The organism is Streptomyces sp. NPDC057743 (assembly GCF_042798755.1).
Taxonomy (GTDB): domain Bacteria; phylum Actinomycetota; class Actinomycetes; order Streptomycetales; family Streptomycetaceae; genus Streptomyces.
Window position 1 is genome coordinate 73,570 of the sequence record NZ_JBHVJX010000010.1, and the last position, 15,939, is coordinate 89,508.

7 protein-coding genes are annotated in these 15,939 nt (G+C 71.9%); 1 reads left to right on the forward strand and 6 read right to left on the reverse strand.

Translation table 11 applies throughout. From position 1 onward, the window contains the following. The first annotated feature begins 229 nt into the window (after positions 1-229). Complete coding sequence (locus ACFVFQ_RS13605; RefSeq protein WP_383413883.1) at positions 230-838, forward strand: hypothetical protein; 609 nt, start codon at positions 230-232, stop codon at positions 836-838. 130 nt (positions 839-968) lie between these two features. On the opposite strand, the gene ACFVFQ_RS13610 is transcribed toward ACFVFQ_RS13605, so the two are convergent. From ACFVFQ_RS13610 to ACFVFQ_RS13635, 6 genes are all read right to left on the reverse strand, one after another. Further along, positions 969-1,307 (reverse strand): nuclear transport factor 2 family protein, encoded by a 339-nt coding sequence (locus ACFVFQ_RS13610; protein WP_383413887.1) that lies wholly within the window; start codon positions 1,305-1,307, stop codon positions 969-971. Positions 1,308-1,321: 14 nt separating this feature from the next. Then, positions 1,322-2,515, reverse strand: a complete 1,194-nt coding sequence (locus ACFVFQ_RS13615) for a hypothetical protein (RefSeq protein WP_383413890.1) — start codon at positions 2,513-2,515, stop codon at positions 1,322-1,324. A gap of 2 nt (positions 2,516-2,517) precedes the next feature. Next, the gene (locus ACFVFQ_RS13620) at positions 2,518-9,849 is read right to left on the reverse strand and encodes an amino acid adenylation domain-containing protein (protein ID WP_383413893.1); all 7,332 of its coding nucleotides are present in this window, start codon (positions 9,847-9,849) and stop codon (positions 2,518-2,520) included. A gap of 9 nt (positions 9,850-9,858) precedes the next feature. Continuing rightward, positions 9,859-13,026 carry an amino acid adenylation domain-containing protein gene (locus ACFVFQ_RS13625; protein ID WP_383413895.1) on the reverse strand — a complete coding sequence of 1,056 codons (3,168 nt, stop codon included), beginning with the start codon at positions 13,024-13,026 and terminating at the stop codon, positions 9,859-9,861. A 936-nt stretch (positions 13,027-13,962) separates the two neighbouring features. After that, positions 13,963-14,700 carry a sirohydrochlorin chelatase gene (locus ACFVFQ_RS13630; RefSeq protein WP_383413898.1) on the reverse strand — a complete coding sequence of 246 codons (738 nt, stop codon included), beginning with the start codon at positions 14,698-14,700 and terminating at the stop codon, positions 13,963-13,965. Further along, positions 14,697-15,848, reverse strand: coding sequence for a uroporphyrinogen-III synthase (locus ACFVFQ_RS13635; protein ID WP_383413900.1), 1,152 nt, complete (start codon positions 15,846-15,848; stop codon positions 14,697-14,699). Before ACFVFQ_RS13635 ends, ACFVFQ_RS13630 begins: the two co-directional genes overlap by 4 nt. Between the last annotated feature and the right edge of the window lie 91 nt (positions 15,849-15,939).

The following is a 15,939-nucleotide window of genomic DNA, read 5'->3' on the forward strand; positions in this document are numbered from 1 at the left end:
TTCGCAACACGCCTCATAGACGCGGGAATTACGCCTCCGTTACTGGCCGGATCTGATCGCCGGTCCGGGCACGTCGTCGAGGGCGCACCCGCGCGATCGCGTCAATGTCCGTGGGCCCGCCGGAAGGCCGGGTGACGTGCGTTGACGGTGCGACGGGGGTTGCTGAGGATGGGCGCGTGCACCCAGCCGGCCGGCAGCCACTTCCCGCCCAGCATCTTCAGGAGGAAGCGTGAAGCGCTCCCATGTCCTTGCCGTGTCCGTGCTCGCCCTGCTCTCCGGTACGGCCGTGGTGGCCAACGCGGCCACCGCGCCCGATGCCGGAACGTCGCGCGGCGGCCCGGCCGCCGGTCCGGTGCGGCACTCGGTGTCCGCGGATGCGGCCTGGTGTGCGCAGCAGGGCGGCAAGGCCGAGACCCGGGTCCCCTACTTCACGAGCACCGGCAACAAGATCACGCCGCTGGGTGGTGAGCGGGAGATGTGTCTGTTCACCGCCGGCGACGGCAGTCAGATCATGATCGGTGCGGACACGTTGGCCGCGGACAAGCCGACCCTCGCCGCGCTCGCCTACGTCCGCAAGCCCAACGGCCCGAGCAGCCCCGGCAACCCCTCCATCGCCTACTGCCAGGGCATCAACGGGACCGCCATGTTCGGCAACCGGCCGACGGACGGCGGCGGTTGGGGCCCCAAGAACCTCAAGGACCCGTCGAAGGCCATGTCCGCCTGCATGTTCGCGGACGGTTCGGTGATCGATGCCTGGGGGCTGAAGTACCACAAGGGTGGCGTGATCCGCGGTGCCGATCTGACGAAGAAATTCCGCGCCACCATCCCGACGATGTGACGGCGGCCGCCGGGGACGGCACGCCCCGGCCGGCGGCTGGCCCACCAAACGCCTCTCCCGCGGACGCCGTGCATGGGCGTCCGCGGGAGGTGGTCATGCAGGGTGGGTCACGCCTCGTCGGGCCGGGTCATCACACCGCGAACCAGACGCGTTCGATGCGCTCCTCGCCGACCTCGTAGAGGGCGACGGCGGCACGGACCTCGTCGCCCTGGAAGCCGGAGACCCGCTCCTGGTCGATGACGATGCGGCCGTGGGTGACCCGGGAGACGAGTTCGGCGTGCAGGTTGGGGCTGCCGTCGAAGAGGGCGCGGTAGCGCTCGCGGAAGGCCGGGCCCGAGCGGTCGGCGAGCACCTCACCGGAGGGGAAGGCGTACACCGGGACGTCCTCGACGTAGTAGCCGAGGAAGGCGTCGAGGTCGCGGGCGTTGTAGGCGGCGAGCTGGCCGTCGACGATCTCTTCGGGGGTCATGGGAGCTCCTTGGGTCAGGCCACCGGCACGAGGGCGCGGCGGCGGGTGCGGGTACGGATGGCGAGCAGCGCGCCGGCCAGGGCGAGGCCGCCCACCACGTGGGCCAGGCCGAGCAGCAGCAGTCCGGTCTTCAACTCCAGCAACAGGCCGACGACTTGTTCGCCGATGCCGAAGACCAGTCCGAGGTAGAAGATCATGCTCGCACGGATCTGGCCGAGGTGGGTGGCGGGGGCCGGTTCGAGGATGCGGGCGTTGGTGAAGTGGATCCAGTAGGCGTTGACGAAGGTCAGCGCCACGTAGAGGACCATGTGGACGGGGAAGGCGGAGCGGCCGATCAGGGTGCCGGCCACGCCGCAGGCGATCAGGACGCCGGCGAAGGCCAGGGCCCAGCGGCGGGCCCGTTCGGGGTTGCGCAGCAGGGGGGCGGTCAGCCAGAAGGCCAGTCCGTAGAAGAACCAGCCGCCGGAGAAGGCGATGCCGGTGGGGACCAGTGTCTGGGCCTCGGCGATCACGCTGGCGTAGACCATCATGCCGGAGAGGCTGACCAGGAAGCCCAGTTGGAGCAGGTTCCACGGCCACAGTTCGGGCAACCAGTAGCTGCGCACGGCTGCGGCGCCGCGCCGCAGCACATGGCGCCACTCGAAGCCGAACTCGCCCTCGCCGACCTCCGGGCGGGCCAGCAGCAGCCAGATCACCAGGAGCGAGGAGACGATGTCGAAGACCAGCGCGGTGACCAGGGTGTGTGCGGTCCAGGCGGGTACCGCCGCGCAGATGACGGCGGCGAAGACCATGGCGCCCTGTGGGGAGGTCACCATCTGGAGCACCGCGCCCTGGGCGCTGGAGCCGGAGGCGTCGGCGAGCAGCCGGTAGGCGAGGACTGAGCTCGCGCCGACCAGGGTGAACCGCAGCGCGGTCCATACCAGGACGAAGTCCGGTCCTGCGGTGCCGAGCCAGGTCAGCAGCAGGAAGGCCACCGCGAGGGCCAGTTGCATGCCCTGGAGCAGGGCGAACTTCCGGCCGATCCGGCCCCGGTCGGCCCAGACGCCGACCAGCAGCGCGCCGACCACGCCGAGTACCTGGCGTTCCATGCCGAGCAGGCCGACCAGTGCGTCGGAGTGGGTCTGTGCCTGGAAGTTCGGCACCAGGAGCAGCCACAGGACGGTGGAGCCCAGTGAGCTGAGGAGGATGGTGGAGAACGTCGCCTTCATGGTCACCGTCCCAGGGCGTGGGCCAGGGCGGTGCCGTCGAGCAGCTCCGGCAGTGGGATGTCGATGCCGTGGCGGCGCTTGAGGGCGTGGGCGAGACGGAGGGTGGTCAGGGAGTCCAGGGCGGGGACGGTGCCGTCGGGGGCGGTGTCGCCGAGGAGTTCGGTGAGCAGGGCGCGGAGGGCTGCCGGATCGAGGGCGTCGAGGCCGGCGGGGTGCGCGGTGGGTGCGGGGCGGTCGTAGGGGTGGCGCGCGCCGTCGGCGGGTGGCGGGAGTTGGGCCAGGAGGGCGGTGAGGTCCGGCCCCGCCGCCGGCTCGTCGAGCAGGTCGGCGAGGACGGTGCGGTAGACGGCGGCGAGGGTGTGCACCGCCTCGGTGCCGAGGACGTGTGCCGCGGCGTTGAAGTGGACCCGCATCTGGCGGGTGAACAGGTCGGCGCTGAAGGTCACCAGCAGGGCGAAGTCGGCGTGTTCGAACCACTTGAGGTCGCCGATGACCTGCCCGCCGTCCTCGCCCAACTGGTCCGCGTAGGCGGTGAAGTTGACGAAGTTGAAGGCGGTCTCGACCAGGCGGCGCCCGCCCATGGCCTGCTGGATGCCGGCGTAGGCGTAGCGGCGGTGCGGGAGGTGTTCGTGGCCGACGCGGTTGACCGCGGCGATCAGTTCGTCCCACGAGCCGTCGGTGGCCGTGCGCAGCGGCACGATGTTGAGGAAGAGGCCCACCATGCGGTCGGCTTCCAGGTGTTCGGGGCGGCCGTGTCCGAAGACGCCGGTGGTCACGTCGGTGGTGCGGGTGATCAGTGACAGGGCGCGGAAGTGGGCGGCCAGGCACAGGTGCTTGACGGAGACGCCGTGCCGGGCGGCGAGCGCGGCCAGGCGGTCGTACTGCCCCTCGTCCAGCCGGAGTTCGGCCTCCGACCAGCGGCGTCCGGGCTCGGGTAGGCGGGGCAGTGTGGTGTCGGGGGCGCCGGTCAGCAGGTCGGTCCAGTAGTCCCGGGCCGCGGTGTCCTGTTGGGCGACCTGGTCCAGGGCGACGTAGTCGCGGTAGGCCAGCGGCGCCGGGCGGTGCGGGGTCGGGGCGCGGCCGGCTAGCGCGTTGCGGTAGTCGTCCAGCAGTCGGGCCATCAGGCCGGAGAAGCTCCAGCCGTCGATGATCGCGTGGTGGAAGCTGACCGAGAGGTAGAAGGAGTCGTCGGTCGCGCGGTGTGCGAAGAACCGCATCTGGGTCGGCAGGTGCCAGTCGAATCCGGTGCTCTTCTCGGCCTCGAACCAGGCGTCGACGTGCGCGGTGCGCTGGGCGTCGTCGAGGTGGGTGAGGTCGTGCACGGTGAGTTCCACCCGGCCGTGGGGGTGCACCAGTTGGAGCGGGCGGCGGTGGCCGTCCAGGGCGAAGGAGGTGCGGAGGATCTCGTGGCCTTCGGCGTCGACCATGGCGGTCAACAGGCCGGTCAGGGTCTCCTGGTCGAAGGGGAGGTCGATGCGGTAGCGGATCAGGTCGTGGAAGACCGCCTGGGCCGGTTCGAGGTCGGTGTGGAAGATCATGCCGAGCTGGAGCTGGGTGGCGGGGTAGGCGTCGACGATGTCCGCCGGGAGGCGGTCCCGGTCCTCGGTGTCGAGCAGGTCGAAGGGCCGGGTCTCGGCGGGCTGGGCCGACGGGTCGCCGGTGCCGGTGATCATGCCGTGGTCGGTCAGGGCGCGGATGGTCTGGAGGCGGAACAGCTCGTGCAGCGGCACCTCGTAGCCGGCGCGGCGGAGGGCGCCGATGAGGCGGATGCCCTGGAGGGAGTCGCCGCCCAGGTCGTAGTAGGCGTCGTCGATGCCGACCCGTTCCAGGCCGAGGACGTCCTGCCAGACGGCGGTCAGGCGAGCCTCGGTGGCGTTGCGTGGCGCGGTGTGGGCGCGGTCGGTGCCGCCGGAGTGGTCCTCGGGGTGCGGCAGTGCGCGTCGGTCGGTCTTGCCGTTGATGGTCAGGGGCCAGCGCTCGACCTCGACCAGGAAGCTGGGCACCATGTAGCCGGGCAGCCGGTCGGTGAGGTGGGCGCGCAACTCCTGGCGGTCGATGGCCTCGCCGGGTAGCGGGACGTAGTAGCCGGCCAGGGCCTTGCCGCCGGTGCGGCGGGTGAAGGCGATGACCAGGGCCGAGTCGATGCGGGGGTGGGCGACCAGTGCGGACTCGATGTCGCCGGTCTCGATGCGGTAGCCCTGGATCTTGACCTGGGCGTCGCCGCGGCCGAGGTATTCGACGTCGCCGCCGGGCAGTCGGCGGGCCAGGTCGCCGGAGCGGTAGGCGCGGGTCGGGCCGTGGCCGAGGTCGAGTGCGACGAACCGCTTGGCGTTCTCCTCGGGCCGGTTGAGGTAGCCGAGAGCGACGCCGCCGCCGGTGACGGCGATCTCGCCGGGGGTGCCCAGGGGCACCGGGCGGCCCAGGGCGTCGACGAGGTAGAGGCCGAGGTCGGGGAGGGGCTCGCCGATCATGCTGCCGGGGGCGCGGGTGTCGGCGGCGCGCACCGGACGGTAGGTGACGTGCACGGTGGTCTCGGTGATGCCGTACATGTTGACCAACTCGGGGCGGGCGTCGCCGAAGTGGTCGAACCAGTCGGCCAGTCCGGCGAAGTCCAGCGCCTCGCCGCCGAAGACGACGTGCCGCAGGCGGACGTCGTCGGGGCCGACCCGGTCCATCAGGGCCTGCTTGACCTGTCCGAAGACGGAGGGGGTCTGGTTGAGGACGGTGACGCCCTCGGTGACGACGAGGTCGGCGAAGTCCTCGACGGACCGGCTGACCCAGTAGGGAACGACCACGAGGTGGCCGCCGTACAGCAGGGCGCCCCACAACTCCCATACGGAGAAGTCGAAGGCGAAGGAGTGGAACAGGGCCCAGGTGTCGTCCTCGGAGAAGCCGTACCAGTGCTCGGTGCGGGAGAACAGGCGCAGGACGTTCCCGTGGGTCACCAGGACGCCCTTGGGGCGGCCGGTGGAACCGGAGGTGTAGATGACGTAGGCCGGGGAGTCGGCGGTCAGGCCGTGCTCCGGGCCGTGGTCGGCGCCCGCGCCGACGAGGGTGCCCAGGGCGTCCGCGGTGCCGGTGAGGGTGGCGCGGTCCGGGAAGAGCGCGCACACCTCGGCGGTGGCCAGGACCAGGCGGACGCCGGCGTCCTCGACGGTGGTGCGGATGCGGTCCTCGGGGTAGCCGGGGTCGATCGGTACGTACACCGCGCCGGCCTTGAGGGTGGCCAGGATGCTGACGACCATCTCGACGTCGCGCTCCAGCGCCAGGGCGACGAGGTCGCCGGGGCGGACGCCGCGGGCGGCCAGGTGGTGGGCCAACGCGTTGGCGCGGCGGTCGAGTTCGCGGTAGGTCAGCCGGCGTCCGTCGCAGGAGACCGCGGTGGCGTCGCCGTGCTTGTCGGCCATGGCCGCGAAGCGGTCGACGAGGGTGGCGCTGCCGTCGAGTTCGGGGACGGTGGGGTGGGCGACGGCGGGCAGCAGTACGGCGCGTTCGTCGGCGGTGAGCGGGACGGTGTCGGCCCAGGGGCGTTCGCCGGCGGTGGCCAGTGCCTGGAAGCAGTTGCCGTAGTAGCCGAGGTAGCGGTCGATCTGCTCGGCGGTGAACTGTCCGGGGTCGTAGCCGATGCGGTATTCCCAGCCGCCCTCGTAGGCGTTGGCGCCGACGTAGACGACGAGGGGGGCGTTGGTCTGCTCGAAGTAGTCGACGGCGCGGACGGCGGGTCCGTCGGCCGGTGCGTCCTGCTGGTGGACGTGGAAGTTGGTGAAGTTGAACAGCACGTCGAAGGCCGGGCCGCCGTGCAGCTTCTGGATGGCCGGCAGCGGGTACCAGCGGTGGGGTTGCAGGCGCTGTTCCAACGCGAAGCAGCGTTCGGCCAGTTCGCGCCAGGTGTGGTCGGTGTCGAGGTCGAGCCGGAACGGCAGGGTGTTGAGGAACATGCCGAGCGCGGTCTCGGCGCCGTCGACCTCGGGCCGGCCGTTGGCGACGAGTCCGGTGGTCACCTGGTGTCGGTTGGCGACGAACGCCTGCACCCGCAGGTGTGCGGCCAGGAAGACGCTCTTGAGCGGGACGGACCATTCCTGGGCGCGGCGGCGCAGCGTCTGAAGCAACTCCGGGTCCAGCGGGCGGGCGGCGATGACGACTTCGGAGGTGACGCCGTGGCCGCGGTCGGTGCCGAGCCGCGGCACCTCGGTGATGTCGGCGCCGTCGAGTTCGGCGGCCCAGAAGTCCCGTTGGGAGGGGTCCTCTTCGGCCTGCCGTTCCAGGACGGCGTAGTGGGATTGCAGGGTCACGGCGGGGGCGGGGGGCTGGCCCCGGCCCTGGAGGAGATCGCCGTAGCCGCGGACCCACTCCTCCACCAGGGAGGCGACGCTCCAGCCGTCCAGGAGGGCGTGGTGGAAGCTGAGGCCGAGGGTGATGCGGTCGGGGGCGGTGACGAAGATCCGGACGCGGTAGACGGGGGCGGTGCCCGGGTCGATGGGGTTGCGCTTCTCCTGTTCGGCCCAGGCGGTGACGTCGGCGGCCGGGTCCGCGGCGGTGCGCAGGTCGACGACCTCCACCGGCAGCGCCGGGGCGTCCTCGACGACCATGTGGGGCCGGTCGAAGGTCTCCAGGTCGAAGCGGGCCCGCAGCACGGGGTGACGCTGGGTCAGTCGGCGCCAGGCGGTCACCAGGGCGTCGGCGTCGACGCGGGGGACGTCCACGTGGTAGCGGAAGATGTCGTGGTAGACGGGTACTTCGGTGTCCACGCTGCTGTGGTAGATCATGCCCTGCTGGAGCGCGGAGGCCGGCCAGGAGCCGGTGTCCCCGGTCGTGGGCTCGGGCTGGGCCGCCTGCTGGGCCGGGCGTACCACGGTGGCGAGGTCGGTGAGTCGCTGGTGGGCGAAGACCTCGCCGACGGTGACCTCGTAGCCGGCCTGTCGGAGCGCGGCCACCACGCGGATGCCGAGGATGGAGTCGCCGCCGAGGGCGAAGAAGCTGTCCTGTGCGCCGATGCGTTCGGTGCCCAGGACGTCCGCCCACACCGCGGCGATCAGGCGCTCGGTGTCGGTGGTCGGCTCGATGTGCTGTTCTTCGACGTTCTGTTGGGCCGGGCGTGGCAGGGCGGCCAGGTCACGCTTGCCGTTGTGGTTGGTGGGGATGGCGGGGACGGTGACGAGGAACTGCGGGACCATGTAGGAGGGCAGTTCGGCGGCGAGCGCGGTGCGCAGCGCCGTCTCCTCGAAGCCGGGTCCGGCGACGACGTAGGCGCACAGCGCCTTCTCACCGCGGTCGCCCTCGACGGCCGCAACGGCGCACTCGACGACTCCGGCCACCCCGCTCGCCAGGTGCTCGATCTCGCCCAGTTCGATGCGGTAGCCGCGGATCTTGACCTGGGTGTCGAGCCGGCCGAGGTACTCCAGGATTCCGGTGGGCAGCCAGCGGGCCAGGTCGCCGGTGCGGTAGAGGCGGCCGAAGCCGTCCGGGCCGGCGACGAAGCGCTCCGCGGTGAGCTCCGGTGCGTGCAGGTAGCCGCGGGCCAGGCCGACGCCGGCGATGCACAGTTCGCCGGGCACTCCGATCGGGGCGAGGTCGCCGCTGCGGGTGCGCACCAGCAGCTTGATGTTGTCGATGGGGCGGCCGATGGGCACCGAGCGGGTGGTGTCGACGGTGTCGCAGTCGAAGTAGCTGACGTCGACGGCGGCCTCGGTCGGGCCGTAGAGGTTGCTCAGCCGGGCGTCGGGCAACGCCTGGCGGAACAGCTCGACATGGGCCGCGGCGAGCGCCTCGCCGCTGGCGAAGACCTGCCGCAGCGTGCGGAGGGCGGAGGTGGTGCCGGCGGCGCGCGTGAAGGTGAGGAAGGCGTGCAGCATGCTGGGCACGAAGTGCAGGGTGGTCGCCCCGCTCTCAGCGACCCGCGCGGCGATCCGCTCGGGGTCCTTCTCCGCGCCGTTGGGCAGGGTGGCGACCGAGGCGCCGGCCAGCGTCCACCAGAAGATCTCCCACACCGACACGTCGAAGGTGAACGGCGTCTTGTGCAGGATGACGTCGTCGGCGCCGAGCGGGTACTGGCGCTGCATCCACCACAGCCGGTTGACGATGGCGCGGTGCTCGACGACGACGCCCTTGGGACGGCCGGTGGAGCCGGAGGTGTAGATGACGTAGCAGGCGTCATCGGGCCCGGTGACCGGGTCGAGGTCGCCGTCCTCGGCCGCCCAGTTGGCCGGGTCGTCGAGGTCGAGGGTGGGGTGGGTGCCGAGGACGTGGGCGGTGTCGCCGGTGGTGAGCACCAGTTCGGTACCGCTGTGCTCCAGCAGGTAGGCGATGCGGTTGTCGGGCAGCGTGGGGTCGATCGGCAGGTAGGCGCCGCCCGCCTTGAGTACGGCGTAGAGGGCGGTGAGCATCGCGGCGGAGCGGGGGATGCAGACGCCGACGATGCTGCCGGCACGCACACCGCGGGCGCGCAGGGTGCGGGCCAGGCGGTTGGCGTCCGCGTTGAGCCGGGCGTAGGTGGTTCCGCTGCCGTCGGCGACGGCGATCCGGTCACCGTGCTCGCGGGCCCGTTCCTCCAGGAAGCTGTGCAGCAGCCGTCCGCTCGGGAAGTCGGCGTCCGTTTCATTGAACTCGCCTTGAAGCAGCGCGAGTTCGTCTTCGGAGGGGGCGCGGAGGGCGTCGGTGGTGGTGTCGGGTGCGGTGGTGAGGGTGTGCAGCAGGGTGCGGTAGCCGTCCAGCAGGCGGTCCGCGGTGGCCTCGGTGAACAGCGTCGGGTCGTAGCGCAGGGCCAGCCGCGGGTCGGCGCCGGTGGTCAGGGTGAACAGCAGCGGGGCGCCGGCCTGGTCGGCGTCCTGCGGGCCGAGGTCGCCGTCGACCGCGATCATGAAGTCGGTCGGGCGGCTGCCGGCGCGCTCCAGCAAGTGCCGTACGGGCACGTCCAGATGGGCCGCCGCTTCGAGGTATCCGGTGCGGACGGCCCCGAGGAGCTGCTTGGCCGCGGTCTGCGCTGGTATGCGCACATCGAGCGGGACGGCGCGGTTGGGGGCGTCGAAGTGCTGCGGCGGCACGGGCAGGTGGACGACGATGTCGTCGCGGTCGGTGGTCCGCGCGGCGAGCAGCGCCAGCGCGGTGGCGGCGACGGTGCGCAGCAGCACCGCGTCGCCCGAGGTGATCCGGGTCAGGGCGGTCGCGGTGGCCGGGTCCAACCGGGCGTCGGCGGTGCGGTGTTCGCCGGCACCGGGGCGCAGGTGGTCGCGGATGACCTGGACCGGTTCGGTCCAGCCCTGGCTGCGGGTCTCCCAGAACTCCTGCTGGTCGGGGTGGTTGCGGAGGGCCTGCTGGACCTGGAGTGCGCTGGTCATGGGGTCCTTCTAGAAAGAGAAATCGGCGTAGGCGGGGGTGGCCGCGCTCGTGGACGCCGAGGAGTCGAACAGGGAGGTGTGCGGGGCGGCGTCGAGGTCGTCGATCAGCTCGGCCACGCGGTGGAGGAGGTATTCCGCCGAGGACGCGGTGAACAGCGCGGTGCTGTACTCCAATTCGAGCACCGTGCCGTCGGGCCGCTGGTACGCCTGGAGGTTCAGGTCGAAGCGGCAGGAGTCCGGGTGCAGCAGGGTGACGTCCACTTTCAGCCCGTCGCGGGCGAAGCCGTGGAAGTCGATGTTCTGCCAGGCGAAGAAGGCGTCCAGGAGGGGGAGCCGGGTGGCGTCCCGGGGCAGCCCCAACTGTCCGACGATCCGGTCGAAGGGGTATGCCTGGTGTTCCAGGGCTTCCTGGTGCCGTTGGTGGGCGGCGTCCAACAGGTCGGTGAGGGTGGCGGTTTCGCCGACGGTGAGGCGCAGCGGGGCGGTGTTGACGAACATCCCCACCACGGGCTCGAAGTCGGGGTGGATCCGCCCGCTCATCGGGCTGCCGACCACCACGTCGCGCTGTCCGGACAGTTGCATCAGCGCCGCGCCGTAGGCGCTGAGCAGCACGGCGAACGGCGTGCTGCCGGTCCGTTCGGCGATCCGCCGGACCGCCGCGTCGCGCTCGGACGTCAGCGCCAGCCGCACCACCGCTCCGCTCTCCGCTCGCACGGGTGGGCGCGGGTGGTCCGTGGGCAGCTCCAGCCGCGGCGGATCGGCCAGGACCTCCGTCCAGTACCGCTCGTCGGCGGCGAACGCGCCCTCGGCCAGCCGCTCGGCGTACCACTGCGCGGCGTCGGCGTAGCCCCACTTGGGCTCCGGCAGGGCGCCGCCGGAGAGCAGCTCGGTGAGCTCCTCCGCGACGATCCGCAACGACACCCCGTCGAACACCGCATGGTGGACGTCGAGGTAGAGCCGGTGGCCGGTGTCGTCCAACCGGATCAGCAGCGCCCGCAGCAGCGGCCCGCTCTCCAGGTCGAAGGGCCGAACGAAGGAGGCCAGCAACGACCGGTCGTCCTCATCGGCGCACACGTCGGAGTCGGGCGGCCCCACCAGCTCCACCACGGCGTGGGGATCGGCCAGTTGTCGCACTCCCCCGCCGGTGACGACGAATCTGGTCCGCAACGCATCGTGCCGGCGCACCAGTTCACTCAGCGCGGACCTCACCGCCGAGCTCGTCACCGGCCCGTCGAGGTCGATGCGGAGCGGAATGTGGTAGGCGAGCGAGGCCGGCGCCACCTGGGCGTGGGTGTGCAGCCCGTACTGCTGCGGGTGGAGGGCGGTGGGGACGCCGGTCGGCGCCGGCGTGACCGGCGGGAGACCGGCCGACGGGGTCTGCCCGGCGCGCTCCATGGCCTCCGCCATCCGCGCCAGGGTGCGGCTCTCGAAGACCTCCCGGTACGAGAGGGCCACCCCGTCCCGCACGGCCAGTCGCCCGATGAGCGCCCCGGCGGCGAGGGAGTTGCCGCCCAGCGTGAAGAAGTCGTCCTCGGGCCGCACGGCACGGCCGTTCAGCCGCAGTACCACGTCCCACACCTCGGCGAGCCGCCGCTGCGCGTCGGACAACCCGGCGTATGCGTCCGCGGCATCTGACGGGCAGGCAATGCCCTTTGCCACCGGGGGAAGTGCGGCCTTGTCGACCTTGCCGTTGGCATTCAACGGGAGGCGGTCCAGCACCACCAGGTCGTCCGGCCGCAGATAGTCGGGCAGCCGTGCCGCCAGTGCCGCCCGTATCCGTTCGGCGTCCGTGTCCCCGTCGAGGACCGCGTAGCCGACGAGGTGCTTGCCGCCCTCGTCCGCGGCGACGATCACGCAGCCGTCCAGAACGCCGGGGCAGCCCGACAGAACCGCCTCGACCTCCTTGACCTCCACCCGGTGCCCACGGATCTTGACCTGGTCGTCGATCCTGCCGTGGAAGTGCAACAGGCCGTCCGCGTCCAGCGTCACGCGGTCACCGGTGCGGTAGCAGCGCTCGCCGTCGATCAGGACGAAGCGCTCCGCGGTCAGGTCCGGCCGGCCCAGGTAGCCGCGGGCCAGTCCACTCCCGCCGGTGTACAGCTCACCGGGCGTCCCCGTGGGCACCGGTCGTCGTTCCTCGTCCAACACCCGCACGGTCGTGCCGTTCAGCGGCCGCCCGATGGGCACCGGGCCCGGCTCCGCGTCCCGCACCTCGTGGGTGGTGGTGAAGGTGGTGTTCTCGGTCGGGCCGTAGCCGTTGATGATCCGCAACCCGGGGTACGCGGTCCGCAGCGCCTGTGCCTGGCGGGCCGGGAGCACGTCGCCGCCCACGACAACCGCGCCCAGCCGGGCGAAGACCGCGGGGTCGGCGTCCGCGGTCTGGCCGAACAGCGGGGCGGTCATCCACATCACGGTGATGGCGTGGCGATGCAGGAAGGTCTTCAGGGCGGCGGGGACCAGCAGCGTTTCCTTGCCGGTCACATACAGCGTCGCGCCGTTGAGCAGGCACCCCCAGATCTCGAAGGTCGCCGCGTCGAACTCCAGGGCGCCGGTCAACAGCAGCCGCTCGTCCGCGGAGAAGCGGAAGAAGCCGTTGTCCCTGACCAGTCGGACGATGCCGGCCTGCTCCACGAGCACGCCCTTGGGTCGACCGGTGGACCCGGAGGTGAACATCACGTAGGCCAGCGGGGACCGCTCTTCCGCACTGGGCACGGCCTCGGTCGGCGGGGAGATCCCGGCGCGCTCCCCTTCGGCGATCAGCGCCCCGAGCGTCATGGCCCGGGTCGTCTGCGGTAACGCGGGGGCCAGCGTTCCGGCCAACCCTGGTGCACAGACCAGCAGTTCGGCTCCGCTGTCGCCCAGCATGTGCGCCAGGCGCTCGCCGGGGAAGTCGGGGTTGACCGGCAGGTAGGCGCCGCCGGCCAGCACGATGGCCATGGTGCAGACGATCGCGTCGGCCGAACGCGGGAAGGCCATGGCCACCGGCGTCTCCCGCCGCACGCCGAGCGCGATCAGCCCGGCCGCCACCCGGCCCGCACGGTCGTGGAGTTCGCGGTACGACAGCGTGGTCTCGCCGTCGACCACGGCCGGTGCGTCGGGGCGGCACGCGACCTGTTCCCGGAAGAGCTCTTCGAGTAATGGCTGCTGACTGGTGCCTGGCACAGGCGCCGTGTTCATCAACGAATGGACCTTTCCCGTCGCGCGCCGGTCGGGCACGCATACGAACCGACGGGCAGCGGGGGTCTCCCGAGCGCCGTCGCGGTGGAACGGTATTGAGGTGATGCTGAGGCGAAGAAGCGATACGAATTGACGTAAGGGGCGCCGTGGTGCCGGGATAGCGGGCATCGGCGAGGGGCGGTCATGCAGACCAGGCCCGACCCCACGGCAACTGACGCGACACGGCCCGTCGTTGCCGCCGGCTCACCGTCCGGCTTTCCGGTCTCTCCCTATGGCGGATTCACCACACCGACAGGAACCTGATCCCGCAACAATAGTGACGTGGCAAATGGTCGTGCGCCCCCTCGGTCGCCCTGCAACGCACTCAACGTAGCAGCAGCCACACAGCCCGATGCAACGTGACCCTGTTCACACGTATTACGCGCCACGAACCGCCGGAAAACGCCCCCGGGCACTTTCTCTGCCCCAATCAACCCCCGCCCGCCGGAAATTACCACCGAGTAGGCTCATCACTCTCTCTCACCGCCCTGAGCAGCGACTCCGGGCCCCAACGCCGCCCTGACGCATCCTTTACTCGCCCATATCGCGTGCCACACACGGGAATTCACCGGAACTCGTCACGGCGCGACTCCCGCACCCTCCCGAAAAACCCTTCCCCGGCGCCCGATTCCCGTCGCCTCCGCGCCCTCGTCTCGCCACGTCCCGGAAACCCAAAAAACACACTCCGGCAAGGGAGGAGGGAAAGGGGGTGCCACGAACTGAGCAAACTGATGCGCCATCACATCGACGCGAAATCAGTCCAGTTGTCGCGCCACTCCCTTCACAAGACGTGGCGGGTGACGACGGCCGTAATACGTCCGTCAACCCACCCCACTTTGCCGGCGCGTGTCAGCTATGCGGCGACCTTGCGTCGGGAGCGCAACTCCGCGCCCTCCCTTACGGATTCCGGGCGGGGACGACAGCCGCCAACTCCCCCACCGCCTCCTCGTAGCGGAGCGCGATGAGGTGGGCGACCGCGTCGTGGGCGCCCAGGGGGGCGGTGGCGAGGCAGGCGCCGGAGCGGGCCGCGCGGCGGGCGAAGAGGCCGGGGCCCAGGAGGTATTCGGCGAGGGCGATGCGGGGGTGGCCGGCCGCGCGGAGGGTGGCGACGGCCTCGGCGGGGGTGGGGCCGGCGGCGCAGAGGTAGGCGGGCAGCACGCGGCCGCCCTGTGGGAGTCGGGCGCGCAGCAGTTCGGCCATGGCGGCGGTGTCGGCGTTGGCGCGCGGGTCGGTGGAGCCGGCGGCGGCCAGGACGAGGGCGCCGCCGTCCGCATGGTCGTCGGGGTGCCAGCCGGCCTGGCGCAGGCGGTCCGTCAGGACGTCGGCGAGGAGGGGGTCGGGGCCGAGGGCGCGGGCGATCCGGGTGTGTAGGTGGGGGGCGCCGGCGAGGGCGGCGGGGATGTCGACGCGGAGGTGGTAGCCGGCGCCGAGGAGCAGGGGGACCACGATCACGTCGCCGGTCAGGCCGGCCAGGGCCTCGGGGAGCGAGGGGGTGAGCAGGTCCAAGTAGCAGTGTTGGATGGGGAGTTCGGGGTGGAGTGCGCGGGTGCGGGCGATCAGGGCCTCGGTGGCGGCGGCGCCCTGGGGGTCGCGGGTGCCGTGGGCGACGGCCAGCAGGGTGGGGGCGCCGGTCATCCCGCCGCCAGTCGGTAGCCGCGCTTGGGGACGGTACGGATCAGGTCGCCGTGCCTGCCGAGCGAGGACCGCAGTCGGCCGACCGCGGCCTCGACGGCGTGTTCGTCGGCGTCGGAGCCGGCCCAGGCGCGGCGCAGCAGTTCGGCGCGACTGAGTACCCAGCCGGGGTGTTCGGCGAGGGCGCGCAGCACGGTGGCGCTCTTGGGTGAGAGCCAGTAGCTCTCGTCGTCGACCAGGAGGGCGTTGCCCTGGAGCACCAGCTCGCGGCCGTCCACGCGAAGCGTCCGGCGGCTGCGGGGCGGGAGTTCCTCGGTGACGGTGCGGACCAGGGCACCGAGGCGGCCGCGGTCGGGCCAGACGACCGGAAGGCCGGCGTCCAGGAGCGGGCGGGCGCAGACGGGGCCGACGCAGATGGCGAGCACATCGGTGCGCAGCGCCGCCACCACCTGCTCGTGCAGGCCGTCGGCGGTGGCGGTGGCCAGGAAGGCGGCGATCGCGGGGGCGCTGGTGAAGGTGAGTGCGTGGATCTCCCGGCGGGCGGTCTGCTCGACCAGTCGTCGTACCGGGCCGGGGTCTTCGGGCGGGGCCCAGCGGTAGACGGGGACCGAGATCACCTCGGCTCCGCGTTCGCGCAGTGCGGCGGCGAAGTGGTCCAGCGGCAGGCCGTGTTCCTGGACGGCGATCCGGCGGCCGTCGAGGGGTCGGGCCAGGAGCCAGGTGAGGAGTTCGTCGGTGGCCTCGGTGTCCGGGGACCAGCTCTCGTCCACTCCGCTGGCCCGCACCGCGCCGGTCGCCTTGGGGCCGCGGGTGAGGACGACCGCGTCCCGGCAGACGGCGGCGAGTTCGGCGCCCCGGCCCCAGCCGTCGGCGGCGCTCATCCAGCCGCGCCATCCGACGCCGGTGGTCGCCACCACGTAGTCCAGTGGTTTGGCCAGGCACTGTTGGGTGGCGCGGCGCAGCGCGAGGTCGTCCTCCAGCGGGAGGATGCGCAGCGCGGGCGCCTCGACCACCCGGGCGCCGCGCCTGGTCAGCAGCGCGACGAGTTCCTCGCGGCGGCGTGCGGCGGTGACGCCGACGGTGAAGCCGGTCAGCGGAAGGTGTGCGCCACCGGCGGGGCCGGTGGGGTGGGCGGAGGCGGCAGTTCCCATGTCGGCAGAGTCGGGGGCGCGAGTTACCCGTAGGTTGCCTGGCGATCACACCGGTGTTAGCGAACCGTTCGTTGTGTTACGGCATATGTCG